This window comes from Sphingorhabdus sp. (assembly GCF_044338195.1).
GTDB lineage: Bacteria > Pseudomonadota > Alphaproteobacteria > Sphingomonadales > Sphingomonadaceae > Sphingorhabdus_B.
In genome coordinates this window covers 46,536-70,065 of sequence record NZ_JBIIMC010000006.1, presented here as the reverse complement: position 1 = coordinate 70,065, position 23,530 = coordinate 46,536, and the positions used below count along the sequence as shown (strand labels likewise).

16 protein-coding genes are annotated in these 23,530 nt (G+C 56.3%); 11 read left to right on the top strand and 5 right to left on the bottom strand.

Features of this window, described 5'->3' with window-relative positions:
• Positions 1-2: 2 nt before the first annotated feature.
• Together ACIQZK_RS03215 and ACIQZK_RS03210 are read left to right on the top strand one after the other, a co-directional pair.
• Complete coding sequence (locus tag ACIQZK_RS03215) at positions 3-3,146, top strand: efflux RND transporter permease subunit (RefSeq protein WP_397574884.1); 3,144 nt, start codon at positions 3-5, stop codon at positions 3,144-3,146.
• Between the two features lie 115 nt (positions 3,147-3,261).
• Positions 3,262-4,470, top strand: a complete 1,209-nt coding sequence (locus ACIQZK_RS03210) for a DUF445 domain-containing protein (protein ID WP_397574902.1) — start codon at positions 3,262-3,264, stop codon at positions 4,468-4,470.
• A 23-nt stretch (positions 4,471-4,493) separates the two neighbouring features.
• Here ACIQZK_RS03210 and ACIQZK_RS03205 read toward each other — a convergent pair whose 3' ends face one another.
• From ACIQZK_RS03205 to ACIQZK_RS03195, 3 genes are all read right to left on the bottom strand, one after another.
• On the bottom strand, positions 4,494-5,801 hold the full coding sequence (locus ACIQZK_RS03205) for an FAD-dependent oxidoreductase (protein WP_397574883.1): 1,308 nt from the start codon (positions 5,799-5,801) through the stop codon (positions 4,494-4,496).
• A gap of 80 nt (positions 5,802-5,881) precedes the next feature.
• On the bottom strand, positions 5,882-6,715 hold the full coding sequence (locus ACIQZK_RS03200) for an alpha/beta fold hydrolase (RefSeq protein WP_397574882.1): 834 nt from the start codon (positions 6,713-6,715) through the stop codon (positions 5,882-5,884).
• A 116-nt stretch (positions 6,716-6,831) separates the two neighbouring features.
• Positions 6,832-8,589 (bottom strand): alpha/beta fold hydrolase, encoded by a 1,758-nt coding sequence (locus tag ACIQZK_RS03195; RefSeq protein WP_397574881.1) that lies wholly within the window; start codon positions 8,587-8,589, stop codon positions 6,832-6,834.
• 301 nt (positions 8,590-8,890) lie between these two features.
• Between ACIQZK_RS03195 and ACIQZK_RS03190 the strand changes: the two genes are divergently transcribed.
• From ACIQZK_RS03190 to ACIQZK_RS03170, 5 genes are all read left to right on the top strand, one after another.
• Positions 8,891-9,346, top strand: coding sequence for a hypothetical protein (locus ACIQZK_RS03190; protein WP_397574880.1), 456 nt, complete (start codon positions 8,891-8,893; stop codon positions 9,344-9,346).
• A gap of 4 nt (positions 9,347-9,350) precedes the next feature.
• Positions 9,351-10,628: a serine hydrolase gene (locus ACIQZK_RS03185; protein WP_397574879.1), complete on the top strand. Its 1,278-nt coding sequence runs from the start codon at positions 9,351-9,353 to the stop codon at positions 10,626-10,628.
• Between the two features lie 235 nt (positions 10,629-10,863).
• Positions 10,864-11,601: a response regulator transcription factor gene (locus ACIQZK_RS03180; RefSeq protein ID WP_395637717.1), complete on the top strand. Its 738-nt coding sequence runs from the start codon at positions 10,864-10,866 to the stop codon at positions 11,599-11,601.
• Positions 11,602-11,793: 192 nt separating this feature from the next.
• Positions 11,794-12,351, top strand: coding sequence for a nicotinamide riboside transporter PnuC (pnuC, locus tag ACIQZK_RS03175; RefSeq protein ID WP_397574878.1), 558 nt, complete (start codon positions 11,794-11,796; stop codon positions 12,349-12,351).
• Positions 12,348-12,863, top strand: coding sequence for an AAA family ATPase (locus ACIQZK_RS03170; RefSeq protein ID WP_397574877.1), 516 nt, complete (start codon positions 12,348-12,350; stop codon positions 12,861-12,863). The genes pnuC and ACIQZK_RS03170 overlap by 4 nt, the downstream gene beginning before the upstream one ends.
• Here the strand turns inward: ACIQZK_RS03170 and ACIQZK_RS03165 are convergent.
• Together ACIQZK_RS03165 and lepA are read right to left on the bottom strand one after the other, a co-directional pair.
• Positions 12,860-14,722 carry an ABC-F family ATP-binding cassette domain-containing protein gene (locus ACIQZK_RS03165; protein ID WP_397574876.1) on the bottom strand — a complete coding sequence of 621 codons (1,863 nt, stop codon included), beginning with the start codon at positions 14,720-14,722 and terminating at the stop codon, positions 12,860-12,862. The two genes, ACIQZK_RS03170 and ACIQZK_RS03165, sit on opposite strands and share 4 nt — an antisense overlap.
• A 94-nt stretch (positions 14,723-14,816) precedes the next feature.
• Positions 14,817-16,634, bottom strand: coding sequence for a translation elongation factor 4 (lepA, locus tag ACIQZK_RS03160; protein WP_397574875.1), 1,818 nt, complete (start codon positions 16,632-16,634; stop codon positions 14,817-14,819).
• Positions 16,635-17,038: 404 nt separating this feature from the next.
• On the opposite strand from lepA, the gene ACIQZK_RS03155 reads away from it, so the two are divergent.
• From ACIQZK_RS03155 to rpoB, 4 genes are all read left to right on the top strand, one after another.
• The gene (locus ACIQZK_RS03155; protein WP_397574874.1) at positions 17,039-17,233 is read left to right on the top strand and encodes a hypothetical protein; all 195 of its coding nucleotides are present in this window, start codon (positions 17,039-17,041) and stop codon (positions 17,231-17,233) included.
• Positions 17,234-17,289: 56 nt separating this feature from the next.
• Entirely contained in the window at positions 17,290-17,973 is a 684-nt protein-coding gene (locus ACIQZK_RS03150; RefSeq protein WP_397574873.1) for an HNH endonuclease, read from the top strand.
• Positions 17,974-18,098: 125 nt separating this feature from the next.
• The gene (locus ACIQZK_RS03145) at positions 18,099-18,635 is read left to right on the top strand and encodes a hypothetical protein (RefSeq protein ID WP_397574872.1); all 537 of its coding nucleotides are present in this window, start codon (positions 18,099-18,101) and stop codon (positions 18,633-18,635) included.
• A gap of 696 nt (positions 18,636-19,331) precedes the next feature.
• Entirely contained in the window at positions 19,332-23,489 is a 4,158-nt protein-coding gene (gene rpoB / locus ACIQZK_RS03140; RefSeq protein WP_397574871.1) for a DNA-directed RNA polymerase subunit beta, read from the top strand.
• Positions 23,490-23,530 lie beyond the last annotated feature (41 nt).

The window sequence follows — 23,530 nt, the reverse complement described above, 5'->3', positions numbered from 1 at the left end:
TCATGAATTTAAATAACATATCCGCATGGTCCATCCGGAACCCGGTTGTTCCGATTGTATTGTTCGTCGCGCTCACCATTGCGGGCATAATGTCGTTCATGAATATGGACGTGCAGAACGATCCTGACATCGAATTCCCCGTTGTCGTTGTATCGATTTCGCAACCGGGTGCAGCGCCAACCGAAATCACAACGCAGATCACGCAAAAGGTCGAATCCGCGATCCGCAGTGTTCAGGGCGTGCGTAACATCGATGCCAGCTCAAGCGAAGGCAACACGACGGTCAGCGCCGAATTCGAAATTGGCGACGACATCAACGCTGCGGTCAGCGAAGTCAAAAATGCGGTCGACCAAATCCGCAGCGACTTGCCCGATGGCATTTTGGAACCGGAGATTTTCAAGGTCGCAACATCCAGCGACCCGATCGCCTATTTCGCGGTTGAAGCCAGCGATATGACGTTGGAACAACTCAGCTGGTTTGTCGACGACACCGTCGCACGGCGGTTGCTGTCGGTCGAAGGCATGGCGTCGGTTAGCCGCAATGGCGGCGTAAACCGTGAAATTCGTATCGTTCTTGACCCTGCCAAGATGCAGTCTCTTGGCGTGACCGCAAGCCAGATTAACAGCGTCCTGCGTCAGCAAAATGTCAACGCGTCGGGCGGTCAGTCGCAAATCGCCGGATCGCGCCAGTCGGTGCGCGTCCTTGGCAACGCATCCGATGCGTTCGCCCTGAGCCAAACGCAAATCAGCCTTGGCGGCGGCCGTTCGATTAAGCTCGCCGATGTTGCCGAAGTCACGGATGGCTTCAGCGAACAGAGGTCCATGGCATTTGCCGGCGGCAAGCAGGTCGTCACCTTTGGCATGTCACGTGCCAAAGGTGCTTCAGACGTCACCGTTTTTGACAACGCGATGGTCAAAATCGCCGAGATCGAAAAAGAAAATCCCGGTGTGAACTTCATCACCCTGTTCAACAGCGTCGATTATACCAAGGGGCAATATAAAAGCTCAATGGCGGCGATGATTGAAGGCGCATTGCTCGCTATCGTCGTGGTGTTCCTGTTCCTGCGCGACTGGCGCGCGACGATCATTTCGGCGATTGCCATTCCTCTGTCCGCCATTCCGACTTTCTGGTTCCTCGACCTGTTGGGCTTCACGCTCAACACCATGTCACTGCTCGCGCTCGGCCTCGTCGCCGGGGTGTTGGTGGATGATGCTATCGTGGAAATCGAAAACATCGTCCGGCATATGCGGATGGGCAAATCCGCCTATCAGGCGTCGATTGATGCTGCCGACGAAATCGGGCTTGCCGTGGTCGCAACGACATTCTCGATTGTCGCGGTGTTCCTACCCGTTGGTTTGATGCCGGGTGTCGCGGGGCAATTCTTCAAAAACTTCGGACTGACCGTTGTCGCTTCGGTTCTCATGAGCCTTGCCGTCGCGCGCATGATTACGCCGATGATCGCCGCTTATTTCCTCAAATCCGCCGGCATGGCCGAACATGGTGAGGCGAGCTGGATCGACCGCTATATGAAAATCCTGCGCTGGTCGCTCGGCCATCGCCGCTGGATGATGGGCATTGGCGCAGCCGCTTTGGGCCTGACCATCGTGTTGTTAATCGTCCTGCCCAAGCAGTTCTTCCCCGACGGCAATACTGATTTCAGCCGTGTGCGTATTGAAATGGTTCCGGGCACAACGCTTGAACGTACGCGTGAAATTGCCGATGAGGCTGCTGCGATTATCGAAAAGCAGCCTGAGGTAAAAACCGCCCTTCAAAGCGTGCGCGAAGGCAGCGCCAGCATGTTCATCACCTTGCATGAAGACCGTGCGCGGACCAGCCAGCAGTTTGAAGAAGATCTGACACCCTTGCTCACAAAAATCGCCGACGCACGCGTTACGTTTCAAGCAAATGGCCCCGGCGGCGGCGGCGGCGGTTCCGGTCGCGATGTTTCGGTCATGCTGTCCGGATCAGACCCCAAAATGCTTGACCGAACAGCGGCAACGCTTGTGGAACAAATGAAAACGCTGCCCGAACTGCGCGCGCCGCGTATTTCCGCTGATTTGCAGCGTCCCGAATTGATCATCACGCCGCGTAATGACCTTGCCTCACAACTTGGCGTATCGACGGTGGCGCTCAGCCAGACAATCCGCGTTGCGACGCTTGGTGACATTGACCAGAATAGCGCGAAATTTTCGCTGTCTGACCGTCAAATCCCGATCCGCGTGATGCTTGCCAAGGAATCGCGTCAGGACTTGGATGTCATCCGCAACTTGCCGGTGCCATTGGCGAGTGGCGGTTCTGTACCACTATCCCGTGTCGCGGACATCAGCTTTGGCGCGGGCCCAACCTCGGTCCAACGCCGAAACCAGAATTTCCGCATCTTCATCGGCGCAGATTTTGCCCCTGGTATTGTGTCATCAGATGCGGACGCAAAGATCAACAACCTACCCATCATGAAAAACCTGCCCACAGGCGTGTCGCGTGCACCCTTTGGCAGTCAGGAATGGGAACAGGAAATGCAGCGCGACTTCCTCGTGGCGCTGATTTCGGGAACATTGTTGGTGTTCGCGGTGCTGGTGCTTTTGTACCATCGCTTCATGTCGCCTTTGGTCAATATGGGCTCGCTGCTGTTGGCTCCATTGGGCGGTTTGATTGCCCTTGGCCTTGTTGGGCAGCCCATCTCCATGCCCGTGTTCATCGGCATATTGATGCTCTTTGGCATCGTTGCGAAAAACTCCATTCTGCTGATCGACTTTGCGATTGAGGAAATGGCGCGCGGCGTTCCCAAGTTCCAAGCCATTATGGAAGCCGGTCATAAACGTGCCCAGCCAATCGTCATGACCACCGTCGCGATGACCGCTGGCATGGTGCCAACCGCGCTTTCGCTTGGCGGCGACGGCCAGTGGCGCTCGCCAATGGGCACCGTCGTGATCGGCGGCCTGATCGTTTCGACCTTGCTTACGTTGCTCATCGTTCCTGCGGGCTTCAGCCTTGCTGATGGTTTTGAAAAGCGCGTTGGTCCATGGTTGCGCACGCGGTTGCTAACCTATGATCCCAACAAGCATGGCGAAGATGTCGCTCCGCCCGCCGCCACGCCCGCAAAACCAGCTGGCAAAGACGACCTCGGCGGGCTTCAGCCTGCGGAGTGACGCTTTACTTGGCAGCTTGGCAGGCCTTGGCTAAGGCAGTGATGTGAAATCTGCCGATAAACTGGGACAGTCGGAGAAAATCCGCTACGCCGAACGCGACGCTGAACTGCGTCAGATGCGGATTATCGCCACGGCCCTGCTGCTGGCGATGGCCGCCTTGTTCGTCTTCGGCAAATATATGGAAACCCGCTATGACGGCTATTGGGGCTTTCTGCGCGCCTTTGCAGAGGCTGGCATGGTCGGTGGTCTGGCCGACTGGTTTGCGGTCACCGCCTTGTTCCGCCACCCGCTTGGCATCCCCATTCCGCACACCGCGATCATTCCGAACAACAAGGAACGGCTTGGCCGCACGCTTGCGAGCTTCCTGCGCACCAATTTCCTGACAACCAAGGTCGTTGCGCGCCGCGTGCAGCGCATGGATGTCGCGGGCGCAATGGGCAAATTTTTAAGCGCCCCTGCCGGCGGCGAAGGCCGCATGCGCATGGGTGCCTCTCGCCTTCTGGGCGATATCATCGCCGCGCTGGATGATGAACGGCTTGGCGGTGTGGCCAAAGGCGCGATCCGCAAGCAGCTCGACAAGCTCGATATTGCCCCCCTGCTCGGCCAGTTGTTGACCGCGATGATACGCGAGCGACGGCATATCCCCGTGCTGGACGGCATCATCAAATGGGCCTCGGCCACGCTGGAGGCCAATGAGCATCTCATTCGCCAAATGGTGGAGGAACGCGCCAATACGATCATGCGTTGGACTGGCCTTGACGACAAATTGGCCAACGCCATCGTCAACGGGCTGAATAAGCTGCTGCACGAAATGGCGGAAGACCCCGACCATCCTTTGCGGGAAAAGGGTGAAGAGGGCCTCGCCAAGCTGGCACACGACCTACGCAATGACAAGGAATTGCAGGCAAAGGTCGCCCATTGGAAGGGGCAGTTGCTCGAAAACCCCGCGATGGGCAAATGGATTAACAGCCTGTGGGACCAAGGCCGCGATGGCTTGTTAAAGGCTGCGCGCAACCCCGACGCCGCGCTCGCGGGCAGCTTTGGCGATGCGCTCATCAAGCTTGGCGGCAGGCTTCAGGAAGATTCAGGGCTAAAGCTTCAAATCAACCGCTTCGCGCGCCGCGCGATTGTCGGCACGACCGAAAATTACGGCGACAATATTGTGACGTTGGTATCAGAAACGGTTGCCCGCTGGGATGCCTCAACCATCACCGACCGCGTCGAAAATGCTGTCGGCAGCGACCTCCAGTTCATCCGCATTAACGGAACATTGGTCGGCGGCATGGCAGGCATCGTCATTCATGCCGTCGGCTTGCTGATTTAGGGTCCTGACACGCCTCGGTCAAATTAATGACTGGCGGCAATCATGTCTTCGATACGAACGAACTTTTCGCGCGGGGCGCCGTCGCGGGCACGGGCAATCTCTGCCTCTTCAATTTTTTTCCAGTCGCTGAATGTGACAATGTCGACCTTGCGTAATGCCAGCAGCGCATCCAGACCGGCGCGGCCATTTTTGTCGCCACTTATGGCCATATCCTCCGCCACGGTATCGATGATATTGTAACCGTCGGGCCGGTTCGTCCCGATTGTTCCAGATGGACCGCGCCGGGCCCAGCCGACGCAATAGAGGCCCGGCAATATCCGGCCGTCCAGATTGGCAAAGCGGCCACGGCCATGTTCATAAGGCACGCCGTCAATCGATGGGGTTTGATAGCCAATGCAGCTGATGACCATGGAACAATCGATGGTGTAGCTTTCGCCCGTGCCGATGCTGCGATACTGGTCATCCAACCGCATGCGCTCGACGCGAACCCGCTGCACTTTGCCATCGCCCTCAATCGCGACGGGGGCCGCAAAAAAGTCGAAATTGATGCTGATTGGTTTATCTGCACGAAACGCCTCTGGAATGGCTGCGAATTCGCGCAGATGCGTGACGGACTTACGGACGCCCGGTTCCAACAGCGCGTCCTCGCCGATGTCTGGCAGATCGTCGGAGTCGACCCGCGGCGTAGCCCGCTGCAAATGCGCGAGTTCACCCAATTCCTTCGGCGTCATCGCAATTTGGTGCGGGCCGCGGCGGCCCAAGATCGTGATGTCCTCAACAGCGGAATGCTCAAGCACATCGAGCGCGTGGCTGACAATGTCGGAACCGTCAAATTCGGCGCGCGTTTTGGACAATATGCGCGCGACATCCAGCGCCACGTTACCGTTGCCAACAATGACGACATGCCGGCCATCCAATGGCGGCTGAAGGTCGGCAAAATCAGGGTGGCCATTATACCAGCCGACAAAGGCGGCGCTGCCAAAAACGCCTGGCAGATCGGCGCCCGCTATATCCAACGGACGGTCATTCGGCGCGCCGGTGGCGAGAATGACCGCGTCATACAGTGTCTGAAGCTCGTCGATGCTGACGTCTTTGCCGATGGTGACATTGCCGACAAACCGGACATTGTCGGACAAGGCGACTTTTTCATAACGGCCCGCAACGGCCTTGATCGACTGATGATCGGGGGCGACACCAAAACGGATAAGGCCAAAGGGAACGGGCAAGCGGTCAATGATATCCACCCGCACATCGTCGCCAAATTTCTTCTGCGCGGCTTCTGCTGTGTAATATCCCGCCGGACCGGAACCGATGATTGCGATATGCCGCATGCCCTACTCCCCGTCATTGCCTGATTCGGCAGGCTAACGGGTCAGCGCCAAAAAGAAAGGGCCGACCTTCACACAGAAGATTAGGCGGCTTTACGCGCCTTGTGTGCGTCGCGATCAAGGAAACCGCGGATCGCCTCTATGCTTTCTTCCACATGGCTGAGCAGGAACAAATGCCCGCCATTTTCAACCACGAACAACTCACTGTTCGGGATGAGGAAGTTCAAAAATTTGCCATTGGCGAGCGGAACGATCTGGTCATCATCGCCCATCATGATGAGCGTTTCCGTTTTCATAAATGGCAGAAATGGCGCGCTGGTCCATCCCATCATCGCCATCAGCTGGTAAAAATATCCCGTCTTCGACGGCGGCGTAATGCGGCCGATATGCTCCGCCTTGTTGCCCACCATACCGCCGTACAGCGTCTTAAAATGCTTCGCCATGAAATCGGGGTCGATATAGCGGCGCGGGTCAGCCATTTTGACCAGCGCGGCGGGATTGCCCGGCACCATCAACATGCCGGCGCTTGTGGCGACAAGGATAAGCTTGTTCGTCCGCGCGCCATTTTGCAGCGCAAATTGCTGCGCCATCGCCCCGCCCCAACTGACGCCCATGACATCGACCACCTGCATGTCAAACCGGTCAAGCAACAGCGCCGCAATCCGCGACATCAATATGGCGTTATAGGGCACCACCGGATCGGGCGAACCGCCAATGCCGGGCATATCAAAGGTGATGAAGTCGCGGTCATCGAGCAACTCCGCCATCGGCGCCATAGCCTCAATATTCGCGCCAATGCCGTTGAAGAACAATATCGGCAGCTTCTTCGTCGCCTTCGACGCCCGCCAAACCGCAACCCGCAATGTGCGACCGTCAACGGTCTCCATGCTGAATATAGGGGCGCGGTTTTTGGTCATTTGTGTTCCCCTGCCGCGTTTATCGCTGGCGTTGCAACGAGTTTAGCGCATGGTCTCGGGCGTGCAAGGACGAAAGAGCCAATGTTGCATCGCGGCGACGTTGCGATGACATCCCCTTACTCCAAAACATACAGCCCCGGTGCGGCTTCCATTGCTGGATGCTTTTTGCTGCCGAGCGTACCGGGGGCGGCGACTTCTGCGCCGGACCGCGCGTGGAGCCATTCCATCCAATGTGGCCACCAGCTGCCGGCGACTTCTTCGGTGCCTTTCATCCATTCGGTGACATCGGCGGGCGTTTTGCCGTTTGAATGTTTCCAATATTTCGCTTTGGGATTGCCCGGCGGGTTCAGGATCGCCTGCATATGGCCAGCCTGGCTCAGGATGAATTCGACATTTTTGCTGCCGAACAATTGCGTTGAACGATAGCATGCGCGCCATGGCGTGATGTGGTCCGTCGTCCCGCCCAGAACGAACAGGTCGCCCGTCACCTTGGTCAGGTCGAGTGTATGGCCCGCAATCTCAAACGTGCCCGGCGCGGCGTAGGCATTTGCCTCAAACAGCTCCAAGAAATCACCCATCAATGCCGATGACAGGTTGGTCGCGTCGGCATTCCAGAACAATATGTCGAACGCTGGCGGATCATCGCCCAGCAGATAATTGTTGATGACATAGTTCCAGATAAGGTCATTTGGCCGCAACCATGCAAAGCCGCGCGCAAGGCTGCTGCCTTCAATAACGCCTTTCTTCGCCGCGCGTTGCCGTGCCAGCGCGATGCCATTGTGCGACACAAGGCTCGACGCCTCGGTATCGCCGGGTTTGGGTTCAAGCACGCACACCATCATGGTAATTGCGTTGGCGCGGGTGTCCCCCATCGACGCCAGTTTGGACAGCAGGACGGACATGGTCTGACCGCCGGAACAGCCGCCCGAAATATTGACTTTGTCGCTGCCGGTAATTTCGCACACGACGTCCAGCGCCTTGATGCAGCTTTCGATATATTCGGCCATGCCCCACACGCCCATATCTTCGGTCGGGTTGCGCCATGAAATCATGAAAGGCTGAATACCATGGTCGGTCTGCCATTTGATGATGGATTTTTCCGGGGACAGATCGTTGATATACATTTTGTTGATCTGTGGCGGAATGGTCAGTTGCGGCGTGGCAAACACCTTGTCGGTGGTGGGCGCATATTGGATGAGTTCGAACCGTTCGTCGCGATAGACTACGGCTCCCTTTGCGGTTGCGACATTCTCGCCAAGCTTGAACGGCTTTTTGTTCACCTGGCTCACCATCATGTCGTTGTGAACCATATCGTTATAAGCGTTTTTAAGGCCCTTCACGAGGCTGAGCCCGCCGGAGTCCACCAGCCGTTTTTGCGCGGTCGGATTGCCGATCAGCGTGTTGGTAGGCGACATCGCATCAATGATGATCTGCGAGATAAAGTTGGCACGGTCGCGCTCAAGCGCGTCGAGTTCCAAATCCTCAATATAGCTTTTGACGCCCTTTTGCACCGCCAGATAATATTGCGCACCCGCCTTGAAAAAGGGGTTAAACGTCCATGCCGGGTCCATGAAACGCTTGTCCTTGGGATCCGGCGCAAGGTCGGACTTTCCGGTCATGATTTTGACGACATCTTCCGAAAAGCTGCTGGTTGCCTTCCACGCCTTGTCCGGGTTGGCAGCGGTCTGGCGGAGCATCAGGCCAATGGCGCCGATGAAATCCTCCCGCGCCAATCCGGCTAACGGGCCAAGCGCCATCGTGGCATCATTGGCGGCGTCAAACGCGCCTGCAACGCTGGAAAATGGTGCGCCTTTCTTTTTTGCGCTCTTCGTTCCGGCCTTTTTTCCAGCTCCGCTGCCCGCTTTTGTCGCCATCTGCATCTCCTTTTCCCAAGGCGAAGAATTACATGCCCGGCGGACTTCGTCAATCGCGCATCAACCCGATGGAAAATGGCGCAAAAATCGCCTATACCGACTGCGCCCAAACAGCCCGCGCATTGTGAACAATTGAAAACAAGCGCTTCTAAACTGGAGGACGGCCGCCGCGCATCTTAATGCGCCCCTTAAGGAGCACCCGTATGAATGCCCGAGTTTGCTTTGCTGAACCATCAACAGGCCGCCCTTCGAAGCCAATGCGCAGTGTCACGGGCCAATTAGGCGCACTGATTTTCTTGCGATGAGCACGGACACCAAAAAACTGGAAGGCTTAGGCAAATTGCTGAAGGCTGCGGGCGTTAAACCTGCCGGCGCTGAAGCGATGGTCCGCGACCATATAAAAGACATTCAAGCCGACGCGCGCCATCATAATGCCGAACTCATCGCATCGGTGAACGCGCTTAAAGAAGAGCTGGTCGAGCTGCAGCTCAATCATGCATCGTCGGTGTCCGAAATTCGGATGGCAATTGAGTTGATGCGGCACGAAATTGAAGCGCGCAGCGTTGCGTCCGACCGAACGCTGCAAATCGCCAAATTCGCGCTCATTATCGTTGTGGCTTTGCAGATCATCCTGCTTGTGAGCCTGCACATAACCACGGGCAGAGACCTTAGCCGCTTCATCCTTGCGTCTGAGACATCGAACGACGTGCAAGTCCCTACCCCAACGTCCAGTGCCCAGGGCGCACCGGCGAGATGAACGAATGACCTACATTATGTCCGGCAAACGCCCTTTCCGTTTTCACGTCACACGCAGCCTGATTGGTGGCATCTGCCTTGCGGCCGCGATTGCGGGCATTACCATGACCGCCAACGCGTCTGACCCAAAAGCGGACAAACAAAGTGCGGGAAAGGCAAAAGCAGAAAAGTCGAAAGCAGAAAAGTCGAGCGCGGCAAAAACGGCTCCGGCCAAGCCAAAAGCCACCAAGCCCGAGCAAAAAAAGCCAAATGTCGCAAAGCCAAGCGCGTCAACATTCACGATCCCCAGCCTCGAAGACAAGCCGACCAACGCCCGGACCAACGCTCAGTCCGCTGCGGACGAAAAGCTGCGCAATGAGATCGATACGCTTTGGAAGAAATTCCCCGGTCGTGCCGGCATCGCCATTTACACGCCCTTTTCGGATGACATTATCGGTCGGCGGCAGACCGAACGCTTTCCACAGCAAAGCGTCTCCAAAATGTGGGTCGCGCTGACGATTTTGGAACAAGAAGCCGCGGGCAAGCTGTCGCTCGACAAGAAAATACGCGTGACCCGCGATGATATTGTGGTGTTTAGCCAGCCGATCAAACAATATCTCAGCAGCCAAGATTCCTTTGAAATGCCCGTGCGCGAATTGCTTGCCCATGCCATCAACGCTAGCGATAATCTTGCAAACAGCGTCCTAATACGCGTGGCCGGCGGCCCGCAGGCGATCAATCAGATGCTTGACCGGCGCAAGGTGCAATCGATCCGCTTCGGACCCGGCGAAGTTCTGTTGCAAAGCGCGATCGCGGGCCTCGAATGGCGACCCGAATATCGCAAAGGCAATGGCTTTAAAGAACAGCGTTCGCGCATTCCTATGGAAAAACGGCGCGCAGCGCTCGAAAAATATCTGGCCTCACCCTTGGATGGCGCTGCGCCGGGCACCATCGTGCTTGTGCTAAAGCGCTTTGGCGAGCGCGCCGCGGATGATCCGGGGGCAAAGCTTTTGAAACTGATGGCGGGGACCTATACTGGAAGATCACGCCTTCGTTCGGGGCTCGCCCCGGGCTGGAGCCTCGCCCACAAAACGGGGACGGGGCAAGTATTGGGTTCGATTTCGACCGCACTTAACGATGTCGGGGTGATGAAAGCACCGGATGGTTGTCGGTATCAGGTCGCCGTCATGATTGCCGAAACACGCGCCGGAAGAGAGGTCACAAACGGCCTGATGCAAAATGTGGCGCGCGCGGTGGTGCGGCATCATCGCGAAATCCACCCGAAGGCCGAAAAGACGCCCTAAAGCGATAGCTGACTTCCCAAATATGCCTTCTGCCGAAAGCTATAAGGAATTCAGCTTGTTAAATAATCCTTTGCATAAATATTCACTCCGTTTTGGAGCGACCGAAGCGTGCATAGATGAACTTTGTCCCATAAGGCGCGTAAAGTTCACATTAGTTCACAATATAATTGTTACAAATGTTACATTTTTGGTATAAAAACGAGTGGTTGACCGGACCACCATTTAGGGCAAAGCAATGAAGAAATTTCATATAGCTGTCGTAGAAGATGACTTAGCTTTTGCATCAGAAATGGAGGAATTTCTGGGCGCAGCCGGCTATACGGTTTCCAGCTATGACTCATCCCAGAAATTTTTGGCGGCGTTGCGCCAATCGGAATGCGACCTTCTCATCGTCGATTGGTCGATTCCCGATTTGTCGGGTATAGAAGTGCTCGAATATATCCGGAAGTTCCATCCGGATATGCCAGCCATCATGCTGACCGCGCGCGCCGAAAATATCGACATTGTGCGCGGGTTAGAAGCCGGTGCCGACGATTATGTTGCCAAGCCAGTAGATCCCGCCGTGCTGGCACAGCGGATCAAATCGCTTTTGCGCCGCTCCAAAGGCGAAGTGAAAAACGTGTCGGAAAATGTTATCCTTGGCCGCTATTTGCTGCGTCCATCGACGTCCACTATCTACCTTGGCGACGAAGAGATCGTCGTGCCCAAGCGTGAATTTGACATGGCGATGCTGTTTTTCACAAATCCGAACCGCCTTCTTTCGCGGCAATATTTGGCCGCAACCTTATGGGGTAAAGTTGTCGATTACCAATCGCGGACGATTGACACCCATGTCGCACGGTTACGCAAGAACCTGAAACTGGACCCCACAAGCGGCATCAGCCTGAATGCGTTGTACGGTTTTGGATATACCTTGCAGGCCGATGTGCACGCCCTGAACGCAGCGCACGATCACATCGCCCTGTCGGCTTAAGCAAACAACCGCGCCGCTGTAGCCACACCCGCTGCGTCGGAACAACGATCCTTGCGTAGCGAGGATGCAGAACTGTTTCAGCACGCTGACGTTGCTCACGCACAAGGTGCAGCTTCCGGGGAAACTCTCGTTGCACAGCAAGGCTAATCCTCGGCACTTGCGTCCCTCGGTTACGGCGCTACAGCACCCAAAATGAGCATGATTGAAATCGTCGCCGTGCTGCTCGGCATTGCCAACATCGTCCTGATTATCCGGCGATCGGTTTGGAACTTTCCCGTGGCGATTGTCATGGTCGCTTTATATTTCATCATCTTTCGCGACGCCAAGCTTTACAGCGACGCCGGGTTGCAGATCTTTTTCGCCGCCATCAATCTCTATGGCTGGTGGAGCTGGAACCGGAATAAAGGCGATAGCGGCGTGATTTCCGTCCGCAGGCTTCCGGCAACGGGCTATGCGTTGTGGATCGCAGGTTCGATCATCGCCATTTGGGCATGGGGTGCCATCATGCATGCCGAAACCGATGCCAGCTATCCCTATTGGGATGCATCGGTCGCGATGCTGTCGATTGTGGGGCAGATTTTGATGACCCGGCGTTTTGTCGAAAACTGGCATTATTGGATCATCGTCAATATCATCTCCATTCCGCTATATATCGTCAAAGACCTGCATCTCACCGCCGGGCTTTACGGGATATTTCTGGTGCTGGCGGTTGCCGGCCTTGTCGAATGGCGCAAGGCGGAACGCGCATGAAACGGATTTGTCTGCACGGTCCCGAAAGCACGGGCAAATCGACATTGGGCACGCGGCTCGCGGCGCATTTGGGATGCGAAGTCGTGCCCGAATATGGCCGCGCGTATTGCGAGGCACATGGCACCGACATCGGCATGGCCGAGCTTGTCCACATTGCGCAAACGCAAGACGCGATGAACCGCGCCGCCGCCGCGCGCGCAGCGGAGCTGGGCGCCGGTTATGTATTGTTCGACACAGACCCGCTGATTACGGCGGTGTGGGCGCAGATGATGTTTGGCGCGGCAGACGGATATTTCGATGCCTTTGCCGGTTTTGCCGACCATTATCTGTTGCTCGATATCGACCTGCCCTTTGTCGACGACGGCTTGCGCGTGTATGCGCAAACGGCCGAGCGCAAACGCTTTTTCGACCTATGCCGCGCGGAGCTCGATAGACGCGGCGTCGGCTACACGCTGGTTCAAGGCGAAGGCGAAGCACGTTTCACAGCGGCGTTGGCCGCCATCGCAGCCTAAGCCTTCTCCAAAGCCTCGCTGGCCGCGACCCAGCGCGCTTCGGCGGCCTCTTGCGCGGCAACAATCTTCCCTCGCCGTTGCGACAGTTCGCCCATCGTCAGGTTCTTATATTCATTCGCAGCAGACGCCGGATCGAACATCGCCCGATCAATCGCGCTCAACACAACCTCAAGCTTGGCAAGGTCTGCCTCGGCATCGCTGACTTCACGCTTAAGCTTGCTTTGCGCCTCACGAGCTGCGGCTTGCGCTTTTTTGTCTTCCTTGCGATCGGCCTTGGAAACCTTCTCTTTCGCGGGGCCCTTGCCCAGGATGAAGTCGGTATAATCCTCAATCGTGCCCGAAAATTCGGTTGCGGTCCCATTATCGACGAGCACCAGCCGGTCAGCCGTTAGCTCCAACATATGGCGGTCATGGCTGACCAGCACCACGGTGCCTTCATATTCGTTCAGCGCCTGCACCAACGCTTCACGCGCATCGACGTCCAAATGGTTCGTCGGTTCGTCAAGGATCAGCATATGCGGCGCATCGCGGGTAATCAGCGCCAGCGCCAGCCGGGCGCGCTCGCCCCCCGACAGCTTGCCGACCTTCGTCGTTGCCTTTGCCCCTGAAAAGCCGAACCGGCCCAATTGCGCGCGCACCGCGCCGGGGGTCGCGCCCTTCATCTGCTGGGTCATATGCTCCAGCGGGGTATCGTCGCCGTCAAGTTCTTCGACCTGATATTGCGTAAAATAGCCAACACGCATTTTGCCCGACGCGCTCATCGCACCGTCCATCGGCGTCAATTGCGCCGCAAGCAACCGCGCGAGCGTGGTCTTGCCATTGCCGTTCCGCCCCAGCAAGGCGATCCGATCATCGGGGTCGATGCGCAGGTTCAACCGCTGAAGTATCGGTTTACCCGCGGTGTAGCCAACACTCGCCAGATCAAGCGTGACCAATGGCGGCTTCAATTCATCGGGACTTGGAAAGTCAAAGCTTAACGTCGGATCTTCGGCCATCGCGGCAATGGGCTGCATACGCGCCAACGCCTTGGCTCTGGACTGCGCCTGTTTCGCGGTGGAGGCACGCGCCGAGTTGCGCGCGACATAATCCTGCAACTTGGCGCGCTGTGCGTCCTGCGAAGCCTTGGCCGCCGCGAGCTGCGCCGCACGTTCGGCACGCTGGCGCTCGAACGAGTCATAGCCGCCGGAATAGAGCGTGGTGGATCCGCCTTCGAGATGCAGGATATTGTCGACGACATTGTTCAACAAATCGCGTTCATGGCTGATCACCACCATCATCGACGGATAGGATTTGAGGAAGTTTTCCAGCCACAATGTCGCTTCAAGATCCAAGTGGTTTGACGGTTCGTCGAGCAGCAACAAATCGGGTTCGGAGAACAAAAGCGCCGCCAAGGCAACGCGCATTTTCCAACCACCGGAATAGCTATCGAGCGGCCGACCCTGCATCTCTTCATCGAAACCAAGCCCGACCAAGATGCGCGCGGCACGCGCAGGGGCGGTGTAGGCATCAATCGCAATCAACCGTTCGTGCAGTTCGCCCAGCCGGTCGGGGTCGGCGCAATGCTCCGCCTCTTCCATCAAAGCCGCACGCTCGACATCACCCGCCAGCACGGTTTCGAACGGCGTTGCCGTGCCCGATGGCGCTTCCTGCGCGATATAGCCGATGCGCGTGTTCTTCGGCATGTCCATGCTGCCTTCGTCGGCTTCAAGCTCGCCGATCATCACCTTCATCAGCGTGGATTTGCCCGCGCCATTGCGGCCGATAAGGCCAACGCGCGAATAAGGCGGCAGCGTCGCGGTCGCGCGGTCCAATATGGTGCGGCCGCCAAGGCGCACGGTGATTCCGTTTAAGTTTAGCATGATGCCGCGCGCCTAGCAGAGGCGGATGTGTATGTCACCGCATACCGTATGGCAAATTCCGGCCGACGAAGGAACCCAGCAAGCTCAGCTAGGCTTACTCCTCACCCATCCGCAACGCAGCAATGAACGCCTCCTGCGGGATGCTGACGTTGCCGTACTCGCGCATCTTGGCCTTGCCCTTTTTCTGCTTTTCCAGCAGCTTTTTCTTGCGGCTGATGTCGCCGCCATAGCATTTCGCCGTCACGTCCTTGCGCATTGCGGCGATGGTTTCGCGGGCGATGACTTTGCCGCCGATGGCCGCTTGGATGGGGATTTTGAACAGATGGCGCGGGATGAGGTCTTTTAGACGCTCGCACATGCCGCGGCCGCGGGCTTCGGCGGTGCCGCGGTGGACGATCATGCTCAGCGCGTCGACCGCGTCGCCATTGACCAGCACGCTCATCTTCACAAGGTCACCTTCGCGGTGGCCGATCTGGTGATAATCGAACGAGGCATAGCCGCGCGAAATGCTCTTCAACCGGTCATAGAAATCGAACACCACTTCGTTGAGCGGCAGTTCATAGACGATCTGCGCACGGCCACCGACATAGGTCAGTTGTTTTTGAATGCCGCGCCGGTCCTGACACAGTTTCAATATGCTGCCCAGATATTCGTCGGGGCAGTAAATCGTCGCCTCAATCCACGGCTCCTGAATTTCCGCGATACGGTTAATGTCGGGCATGTCGGCGGGGTTATGCAGCTCCATACTGCGCGCATCTTCGGTCTTCGACCGGCTCAGCTCCAGCTTGTACACAACCGACGGCGCGGTGGTGATAAGGTCCAGGTCAAACTCGCGCGTCAGGCGCTCCTGAATGATCTCAAGGTGTAACAGCCCCAAGAACCCGCAGCGAAAGCCAAAGCCCAACGCCGCGCTGCTTTCGGTCTCAAAACTGAATGATGCGTCGTTCAGGCGCAGCTTGCTGATGCTTTCGCGCAATTTTTCAAAGTCCGCGGCGTCGGTGGGGAACAGGCCGCAGAACACCACAGGCTGCACTTCCTTAAACCCGGGCAGCGGTTCGGCGGCGGGGCGCTTGGCATCGGTGATGGTGTCACCCACGCGGGTCTGCGCAACTTCTTTGATCTGCGCGGTGATAATGCCGACCTCGCCCGCCGCGATTTCGGACAGGATTTCTAGCTTTGGCCGCATACAGCCGACGCGGTCGACCAAATGCTTTGTGCCGGCGGCCATGAATTGGATTTCCTGACCTTTTTTGATCACGCCGTCGATAACGCGGATCAGGATGACGACGCCCAGATAAGGGTCGTACCATGAATCGACCAACATCGCCTTCAACGGCGCGTTGCGGTCGCCCTTTGGCGGGGGAATGCGCGTGACCACGGCCTCCAACACCTCATTTATGCCGATGCCGGACTTGGCCGATGTCAGCACCGCATTGTCGGCGGGCAAGCCAATGATTTCCTCAATCTCGGCCTTCACCTTGTCCACCTCTGCCGCGGGCAGATCGATCTTGTTGATGACGGGCACGATTTCATGGTCATGCTCAATGGATTGATAGACGTTGGCGAGCGTCTGCGCCTCAACACCTTGCGCGGCGTCGACGACAAGCAACGCGCCTTCGCACGCGGCGAGGCTGCGGCTGACTTCATAGGCAAAGTCGACATGGCCCGGCGTGTCCATCAGGTTCAGCTGATAGGTGATGCCGTCCTTCGCGTTATAATCCAGCCGCACCGTCTGCGCCTTGATCGTGATGCCGCGTTCTTTTTCAATGTCCATATTATCAAGGACTTGGCTCGTCATCTCACGCGCCGTCAGCCCGCCCGTCTGCTGGATCAGCCGATCCGCAAGGGTCGACTTTCCGTGATCGATGTGGGCGATAATGGAAAAATTACGGATAAGGGACAGTTCGGTCATGAGCCGCCCCTAGCAGGGCTGCCCTGCCCCTTCAAGCATGGCGGAACGCCTGTATCACGCTATGTGAATCGGGATAATGGATGGGGGTGTTTGTAGGGAAGTGGTTTTTTGTAGCTGACTTGCTCCTCTCCATCGACTTGCGATGGGGAGGTGGCGCGCCAGAGCGAAGCGGCGGCGTGACGGAGGGGCCCCTCCACCACTCGGCTGCGCCGAGCGGTCCCCCTCCCCATCGCAAGTCGATGGGGAGGATTTAGAAAGCTCCACCAGTCCCCTGACCTGGGCATAGATTGTGGGATCGAAATTTACGCGTCGCTCGGTTTCGAGCGTGCTTTAATCGGCGTAGATATAAAGAGAGCAGTCTTATTTTACAGAAACCTGCATTTCGATTGCCTGACCAATAAGAATTGGATGACTTTGCTAAAAATTATCGACATCATTTACCGTTCGTTTCGGAAAGCAAAGATACGATGCCAATAACTGTAGGTAACATTGTCGACGCACTTGAAGCACTCGGCGGTGAAGCGCATTATTCGGATATTACTGCGCAGGTTCTAAAAGTTGCCAGGCCCCTTTCCCTGCAGACCCGGCAGCAAGTGTAAGGGCACGACTGCAGGAACGATGCTCCGATTATAAAGCCTTCAAGCACAAACAAGACTTGTTCGAAAGTGACGCTGGTACTGGCATCTGGCGTTTTCGTCAGTGGCGGAAAGCGCCTCCCCAGCCGTCCCAGTTAAAAGAAGAGTTAGATACCTACGAAGGATTTGAAGGGCGACTTGTTCCAAAGTTACATTTGGTACGTGAGCGTGACCCAAAGCTTATTGCCAAGTTCAAAGCCTCTTTGGCAGAAGCCCGCTGCGAAGCGTGTAGCATCAATCTATCTGAAATATATGGAGCGCTAGCCGCAGACTATATTGAGGCGCATCACAAGAAGCCTGTGGCGTTGATACAAGAGGGAGGCACGACGACCCTCGATGATCTTGCAGCTCTGTGTCCGAACTGCCATCGCATTATCCATAAAAATTATCCGATGTCTGTCGACGAACTGGCTGTCGCCATTGCAGCACCGAACGGGTTCGTTGGAGATGTCCAAAGCGCGCGCGACAAGCGCAAGAGCTGGAAAGATGCTGTTTATGCAGCAATCGTGAGGCTAGTGAACAGCGAGCACGCAAGCAATTTTACCCGGCAAAACCTAATCGAGCAGGAACTCGCCAAGATCATCGCGGACGTCAACAGCAAGGGCGAAACGCCTGAGCAGACGCTGAGTAGGGTATTGCAGGAACTGAAGTCTGCTGGAGTGATAGATTTTATCGACAATCGTGGGACGTATCGACTTAACTAATTGTTTTAGATCTTTTTTATTGATCCCTTCACAATTGTGATCAACTATCGCACATCATGCACGGACGATCTTTGGGACATTATGACCGCAGCCGCCTAGAGGCAGTCATCTTAGGATCACACATCTTGTACATTGATGGTCGCTTGTCTGCTCTTTCACTCGAAAACCACCACGCGGCGCGGTTTTGGGCAGCGGAATCTAAATGGTGCATCGAAAGCAAGTCTTGGTTTGAAGATTACCGCGAGAGCGGCAAACTCGTGCTGTTTCGTTTGCATAAAGAAAACCGTCGATATTTGCTTAGCCCCGCAAATCTAGAGTTCCGCAATGCCAGAAATAGACGTGTGAACTTGAGAGCCTTCATTGAGCGTTTTCCCAACGTCGAATCTACGGTCCGGCAGCTTCTAGCTCGCGATTGGCGCGCGCTCTTTCACTTTGAACTGGTCAGGTCAGATATGCACTTTGATCATAGCCTTGACTTAAATGGGTTGCAGATATCATCGTTGCCATGTCGACTGTCCGTGAGGGACGACTTAGTGTTAAGATATAACCCGATTGCTGCGCTACCTGCCGACCTGATAATTGGGGGAAATCTTGACATCAGGGATACAGGTATCCTGTCCGTTCCCGACAGTGTTCAAATCATGGGTAGAGTTATTCGCTAATGGCACCTTGATTGGGTGAATGCCGATACCGAAACGAACAGGGAGCAAAAGTCTAGCGGCTTATTCGCCTAAAGTGTCAATTTTAACGTCGAAAGTAAGACCCTGAAACAGTTGTGCTCTGCACGCCTTCGGCTCCAGGGTGACGAATGGAGGGTGACGAATGGAGGGTGACGAATGGAGGATGACGAATGGAGGGTGACGACTGGAGGATGACGGGCGCTGACCATTTCGGGCGCGCCCCACCCCCCCTTGAAATGTAGGATTTGCCCTGCGATCATCGGCGCGGTCATCGGTAACTGCCCCTCTGGCTGATCGGGGTTCGCACAACAGCCGCCTTCCATCGTTACAGCGACAAAGGGGACAGTCATTTCACCGTCGCAGGTATCTTTTGTATCCTTAAGGGCCAAATTCGGCGCTCTTGCGGGTGCTGCGCCGCCGCGGATTTGCCTGTGATCGGCGCAGGCCGGGGTTGACCCTCACCGCCTGCGGCTCTATACAACGTCCAACATCTGCCCCATCGGGATTGGCCTTGTCGTCGCGCAACTTGGCTAAAGCATTGAAGGGTCTGGATTTTCACATACGCGAAACGGCTGCACGGCAGGACCCGAATCTTCGGACCTTTGCCATGCGGCCTTTTCTTGTCTGGTGAAAACGAATTTAGCGCGTTTGACATTTCTAACTGAGGCAAAGCACCTTATGGCAACCCGTACCGCTCCTGCGACACTCTCGCGTCAAAAGCGTATCCGCAAAATCTTCGGTAACATCCACGAAGTTATCGACATGCCCAACCTGATCGAGGTTCAGCGCGAAAGCTATGAGCAGTTCCTGCGCTCTGACCCGTCCATTGGTTATGTATCCGGCCTCGAAAAAACGCTGCGCAGCGTTTTCCCGATTAAGGATTTTGCCGGAACGTCGGAACTCGACTTCGTCCATTACGAACTCGAAGATCCCAAATATGACGTTGAAGAATGCCGTCAGCGCGGAATTACCTATGCCGCACAGATGAAGGTGACACTGCGCCTCATCGTGTTTGAGGTTGACCCTGACACCGAAGCGCGTTCGGTCCTCGATATTAAGGAACAAGACGTTTACATGGGCGACATGCCGCTCATGACGCATAACGGCACCTTCTTCGTCAACGGTACAGAGCGCGTTATCGTTTCGCAGATGCACCGTTCGCCGGGCGTTCTTTTTGACCATGACCGCGGTAAAACGCACTCTTCGGGCAAATATCTGTTCGCCGCACGCGTTATTCCGTACCGTGGTTCGTGGCTCGACTTTGAATTTGATGCCAAGGATATCGTCAACGTCCGTATCGACCGTAAGCGCAAGTTGCCGGTCACGACCTTGCTCTACGCGCTGGGTTTGAACGACGAAGAAATCCTCAGCCACTTCTACGACCGCGTGACATTTGAACGTGGCACCGGTGGCTGGAAAATTCCATTCAATGCGGAACAATGGCGTGCGTCGAAACCGATGTTCGACATCGTCGATGCAAAGACCGGCGAAGTCGTGTTCCCTGCGGGTACCAAGGTTACCCCACGCGCCGCGAACAAGGCGGTCAAGGATGGCCTGACGCATCTGCTGATCCCGACCGAAGAAATCTTTGGCCGTTATTCGGCATTCGACCTGATCGACGAGAAGACGGGCCGGATTTATGTTGAAGCCGGTGACGAAATCACCGCTGAAAACTTGGAAGCATTGGACAAGGCCGGCATCGACAGCCTTGAGCTGCTCGACATCGACCATGTCATCACCGGCGCTTGGATGCGCAACACGTTGAAGGCTGACAAGGCCGAGAACCGCGACATGGGCCTTGATGCGATCTACCGCGTCATGCGCCCTGGCGAGCCGCCAACGCGCGAAACCGCAGAAGCATTGTTCGCTGGCCTGTTCTTCGACCCGGACCGCTATGACCTCAGCGCCGTTGGCCGCGTGAAGTTGAACATGCGCCTGCAGCTTGACGTTGAAGACACGCTCACCACCTTGCGGACGGAGGATATCCTCGCCGTGGTCAAGGAACTGGTGAACCTGAAAGACGGCAAGGGCGAAATCGACGATATCGATAACCTCGGCAACCGTCGTGTCCGTTCGGTCGGCGAATTGCTGGAAAACCAGTATCGCGTCGGTCTGCTCCGTATGGAGCGCGCCGTGAAAGAACGTATGAGCTCGGTTGACGTATCGACCGTGATGCCAAACGATCTGATCAACGCAAAGCCAGCGGTTGCTGCGGTGCGCGAATTCTTCGGCAGCTCGCAGCTGTCGCAGTTTATGGATCAGACCAACCCGCTTTCGGAAGTCACCCACAAGCGCCGTGTTTCGGCCCTTGGACCAGGTGGTCTGACGCGTGAGCGCGCTGGCTTTGAAGTCCGCGACGTTCACCCAACGCATTATGGCCGTATCTGCCCGATTGAAACGCCAGAAGGCCCGAACATCGGTCTGATCAACTCGCTGGCATCATTCAGCCGCGTCAACAAATATGGCTTTATCGAAACGCCGTACCGCAAGGTCATCGACAACAAAGTCACCGACGACGTGGTCTATCTCTCCGCAATGGAAGAGCAGAAGAACACCATCGCGCAGGCAAACGCCGAACTGAACGCCGATGGCAGCTTTGCCGAAGACCTGATTTCGTCACGTGAAGCGGGCGAATTCCTGATGGCACCGCGCGACCAGATCACGTTGATGGACGTTTCGCCAAAGCAGCTGGTTTCGGTTGCGGCATCGCTCATCCCGTTCCTGGAAAACGATGACGCCAACCGCGCATTGATGGGTTCGAACATGCAACGTCAGGCTGTGCCTTTGCTCCGCGCAGAAGCACCGTTTGTCGGCACCGGCATGGAAGAAACCGTTGCCCGCGATTCCGGCGCTGCCATTGCTGCACGCCGTACCGGTATCGTCGACCAAGTCGATGCGACCCGTATCGTTGTCCGCGTGACCGGCGACGTTGAACCCGGCAAGTCGGGCGTTGACATCTACACGCTGCAAAAGTTCCAGCGTTCGAACCAGAACACCTGCATCAACCAAAAGCCATTGGTGAAGGTTGGTGACGTCATCGAAGCTGGGGACATCATCGCCGATGGTCCTTCGACCGAACTGGGCGAACTCGCACTGGGCAAAAACAGCCTCGTCGCGTTTATGCCTTGGAACGGTTACAACTACGAAGACTCGATCCTGATCTCCGAACGCATCGTGAAAGACGATGTCTTCACCTCGGTCCACATCGAAGAATTCGAAGTTATGGCCCGCGATACAAAGCTTGGACCTGAAGACATCACCCGCGATATTCCAAACGTAGGTGAAGAAGCGCTTCGCAGCCTCGACGAAGCTGGCATCGTGTACATCGGCGCAGAAGTGCACCCCGGTGACATTCTGGTCGGCAAGATCACGCCAAAGGGCGAAAGCCCAATGACGCCGGAAGAAAAGCTGCTGCGCGCCATCTTTGGTGAAAAGGCAAGCGACGTGCGCGACACATCGTTGCGTCTGTCACCTGGTGTTGCTGGTACTGTTGTTGAAGTGCGCGTGTTTAACCGCCACGGCATCGACAAGGACGAGCGTGCGATGGCCATCGAACGCGAAGAAATCGAGCGTCTTGCGAAGGACCGCGAGGACGAACGTTCGATTTTGAACCGTGCAACCTACAACCGCCTGAAAGACATGCTCATTGGTCAAACTGCAGCCGCAGCGCCAAAGGGTATCAAGAAGGGCGACAAGATCACTGAGGATAATCTCAGCGAAGTTGAGCGTCACGAATGGTGGAAAATCGCGGTTGCTGATGACAAGATCCAGGGCGACCTCGAAGCGGTCAAGGTTCAGTATGACGATGCCGTCAAGCTGATCGTTGAGAAGTTCGAAGATCGTCGTGAGAAGCTGGAGCGCGGTGACGAACTCGCACCTGGCGTACTCAAGATGGTCAAGGTGTTTGTCGCGGTGAAGCGTAAGCTGCAGCCAGGCGATAAGATGGCCGGACGTCACGGAAACAAGGGTGTTATCTCGCGGATCCTTCCGCAAGAAGACATGCCATTCCTTGCCGATGGTACACCTGTCGACATCGTTCTCAACCCGTTGGGCGTTCCATCGCGTATGAACGTCGGACAGATTTTCGAAACCCACCTTGGTTGGGCCGCACGCGGTCTGGGCATGCAAATTAGTGAGGCTTTGGAAGAGTGGCGACACAATAACCCGAACCCCGAAGCCGCGGCCCCACCAGCGATCGTGCGCGAACGTTTGGCGAAAGCCTATGGCGAAGATTATGCCGACGAGATCAAGAGCCGCAGCGACGCGGACATCATTGAACTTGCAAGCAATGTCGTCACCGGCGTTCCAATGGGCACACCCGTGTTCGACGGCGCACGTGAAGCGGACGTTACCTCTATGCTCCAGCTCGCTGGACTTGACGGTTCGGGTCAATCCGACCTGTTCGACGGCCGTACGGGTGACAAGTTCGACCGTAAGGTAACCGTAGGCATCATCTACATGCTGAAATTGCATCACCTTGTTGATGACAAGATCCACGCCCGTTCAATCGGACCGTACAGCCTTGTTACGCAGCAGCCACTGGGTGGTAAGGCGCAATTCGGTGGTCAGCGTTTCGGGGAAATGGAATGCTGGGCACTTCAGGCATATGGCGCGGCCTATACCTTGCAGGAAATGCTCACGGTCAAATCCGATGATGTTATCGGGCGTACCAAGGTTTACGAAGCGATCGTCAAGGGTGACGACAGCTTTGAAGCCGGTATCCCCGAAAGCTTCAACGTTCTGGTTAAGGAAATGCGCTCATTGGGTCTGAATGTTGACCTGAAGGCGCACGACTTGATCGAAGGTGACGAGGGCTTTGCCGAGGCAGCGGAATAAGCAGAGCTGGGCGGACTTAGGTCCGCCCCCTGCCCCTGCCC

Bases quoted from the DNA above. Each gene is read 5' to 3' on its own strand.
- ACIQZK_RS03215 (WP_397574884.1), top strand. From the start codon at position 3: ATGAATTTAAATAACATATCCGCATGGTCCATCCGGAACCCGGTTGTT.
- ACIQZK_RS03210 (WP_397574902.1), top strand. From the start codon at position 3,262: ATGCGGATTATCGCCACGGCCCTGCTGCTGGCGATGGCCGCCTTGTTC.
- ACIQZK_RS03205 (WP_397574883.1), bottom strand. From the start codon at position 5,801: ATGCGGCATATCGCAATCATCGGTTCCGGTCCGGCGGGATATTACACA.
- ACIQZK_RS03200 (WP_397574882.1), bottom strand. From the start codon at position 6,715: ATGACCAAAAACCGCGCCCCTATATTCAGCATGGAGACCGTTGACGGT.
- ACIQZK_RS03195 (WP_397574881.1), bottom strand. From the start codon at position 8,589: ATGGCGACAAAAGCGGGCAGCGGAGCTGGAAAAAAGGCCGGAACGAAG.
- ACIQZK_RS03190 (WP_397574880.1), top strand. From the start codon at position 8,891: ATGAGCACGGACACCAAAAAACTGGAAGGCTTAGGCAAATTGCTGAAG.
- ACIQZK_RS03185 (WP_397574879.1), top strand. From the start codon at position 9,351: ATGACCTACATTATGTCCGGCAAACGCCCTTTCCGTTTTCACGTCACA.
- ACIQZK_RS03180 (WP_395637717.1), top strand. From the start codon at position 10,864: ATGAAGAAATTTCATATAGCTGTCGTAGAAGATGACTTAGCTTTTGCA.
- pnuC (WP_397574878.1), top strand. From the start codon at position 11,794: ATGAGCATGATTGAAATCGTCGCCGTGCTGCTCGGCATTGCCAACATC.
- ACIQZK_RS03170 (WP_397574877.1), top strand. From the start codon at position 12,348: ATGAAACGGATTTGTCTGCACGGTCCCGAAAGCACGGGCAAATCGACA.
- ACIQZK_RS03165 (WP_397574876.1), bottom strand. From the start codon at position 14,722: ATGCTAAACTTAAACGGAATCACCGTGCGCCTTGGCGGCCGCACCATA.
- lepA (WP_397574875.1), bottom strand. From the start codon at position 16,634: ATGACCGAACTGTCCCTTATCCGTAATTTTTCCATTATCGCCCACATC.
- rpoB (WP_397574871.1), top strand. From the start codon at position 19,332: ATGGCAACCCGTACCGCTCCTGCGACACTCTCGCGTCAAAAGCGTATC.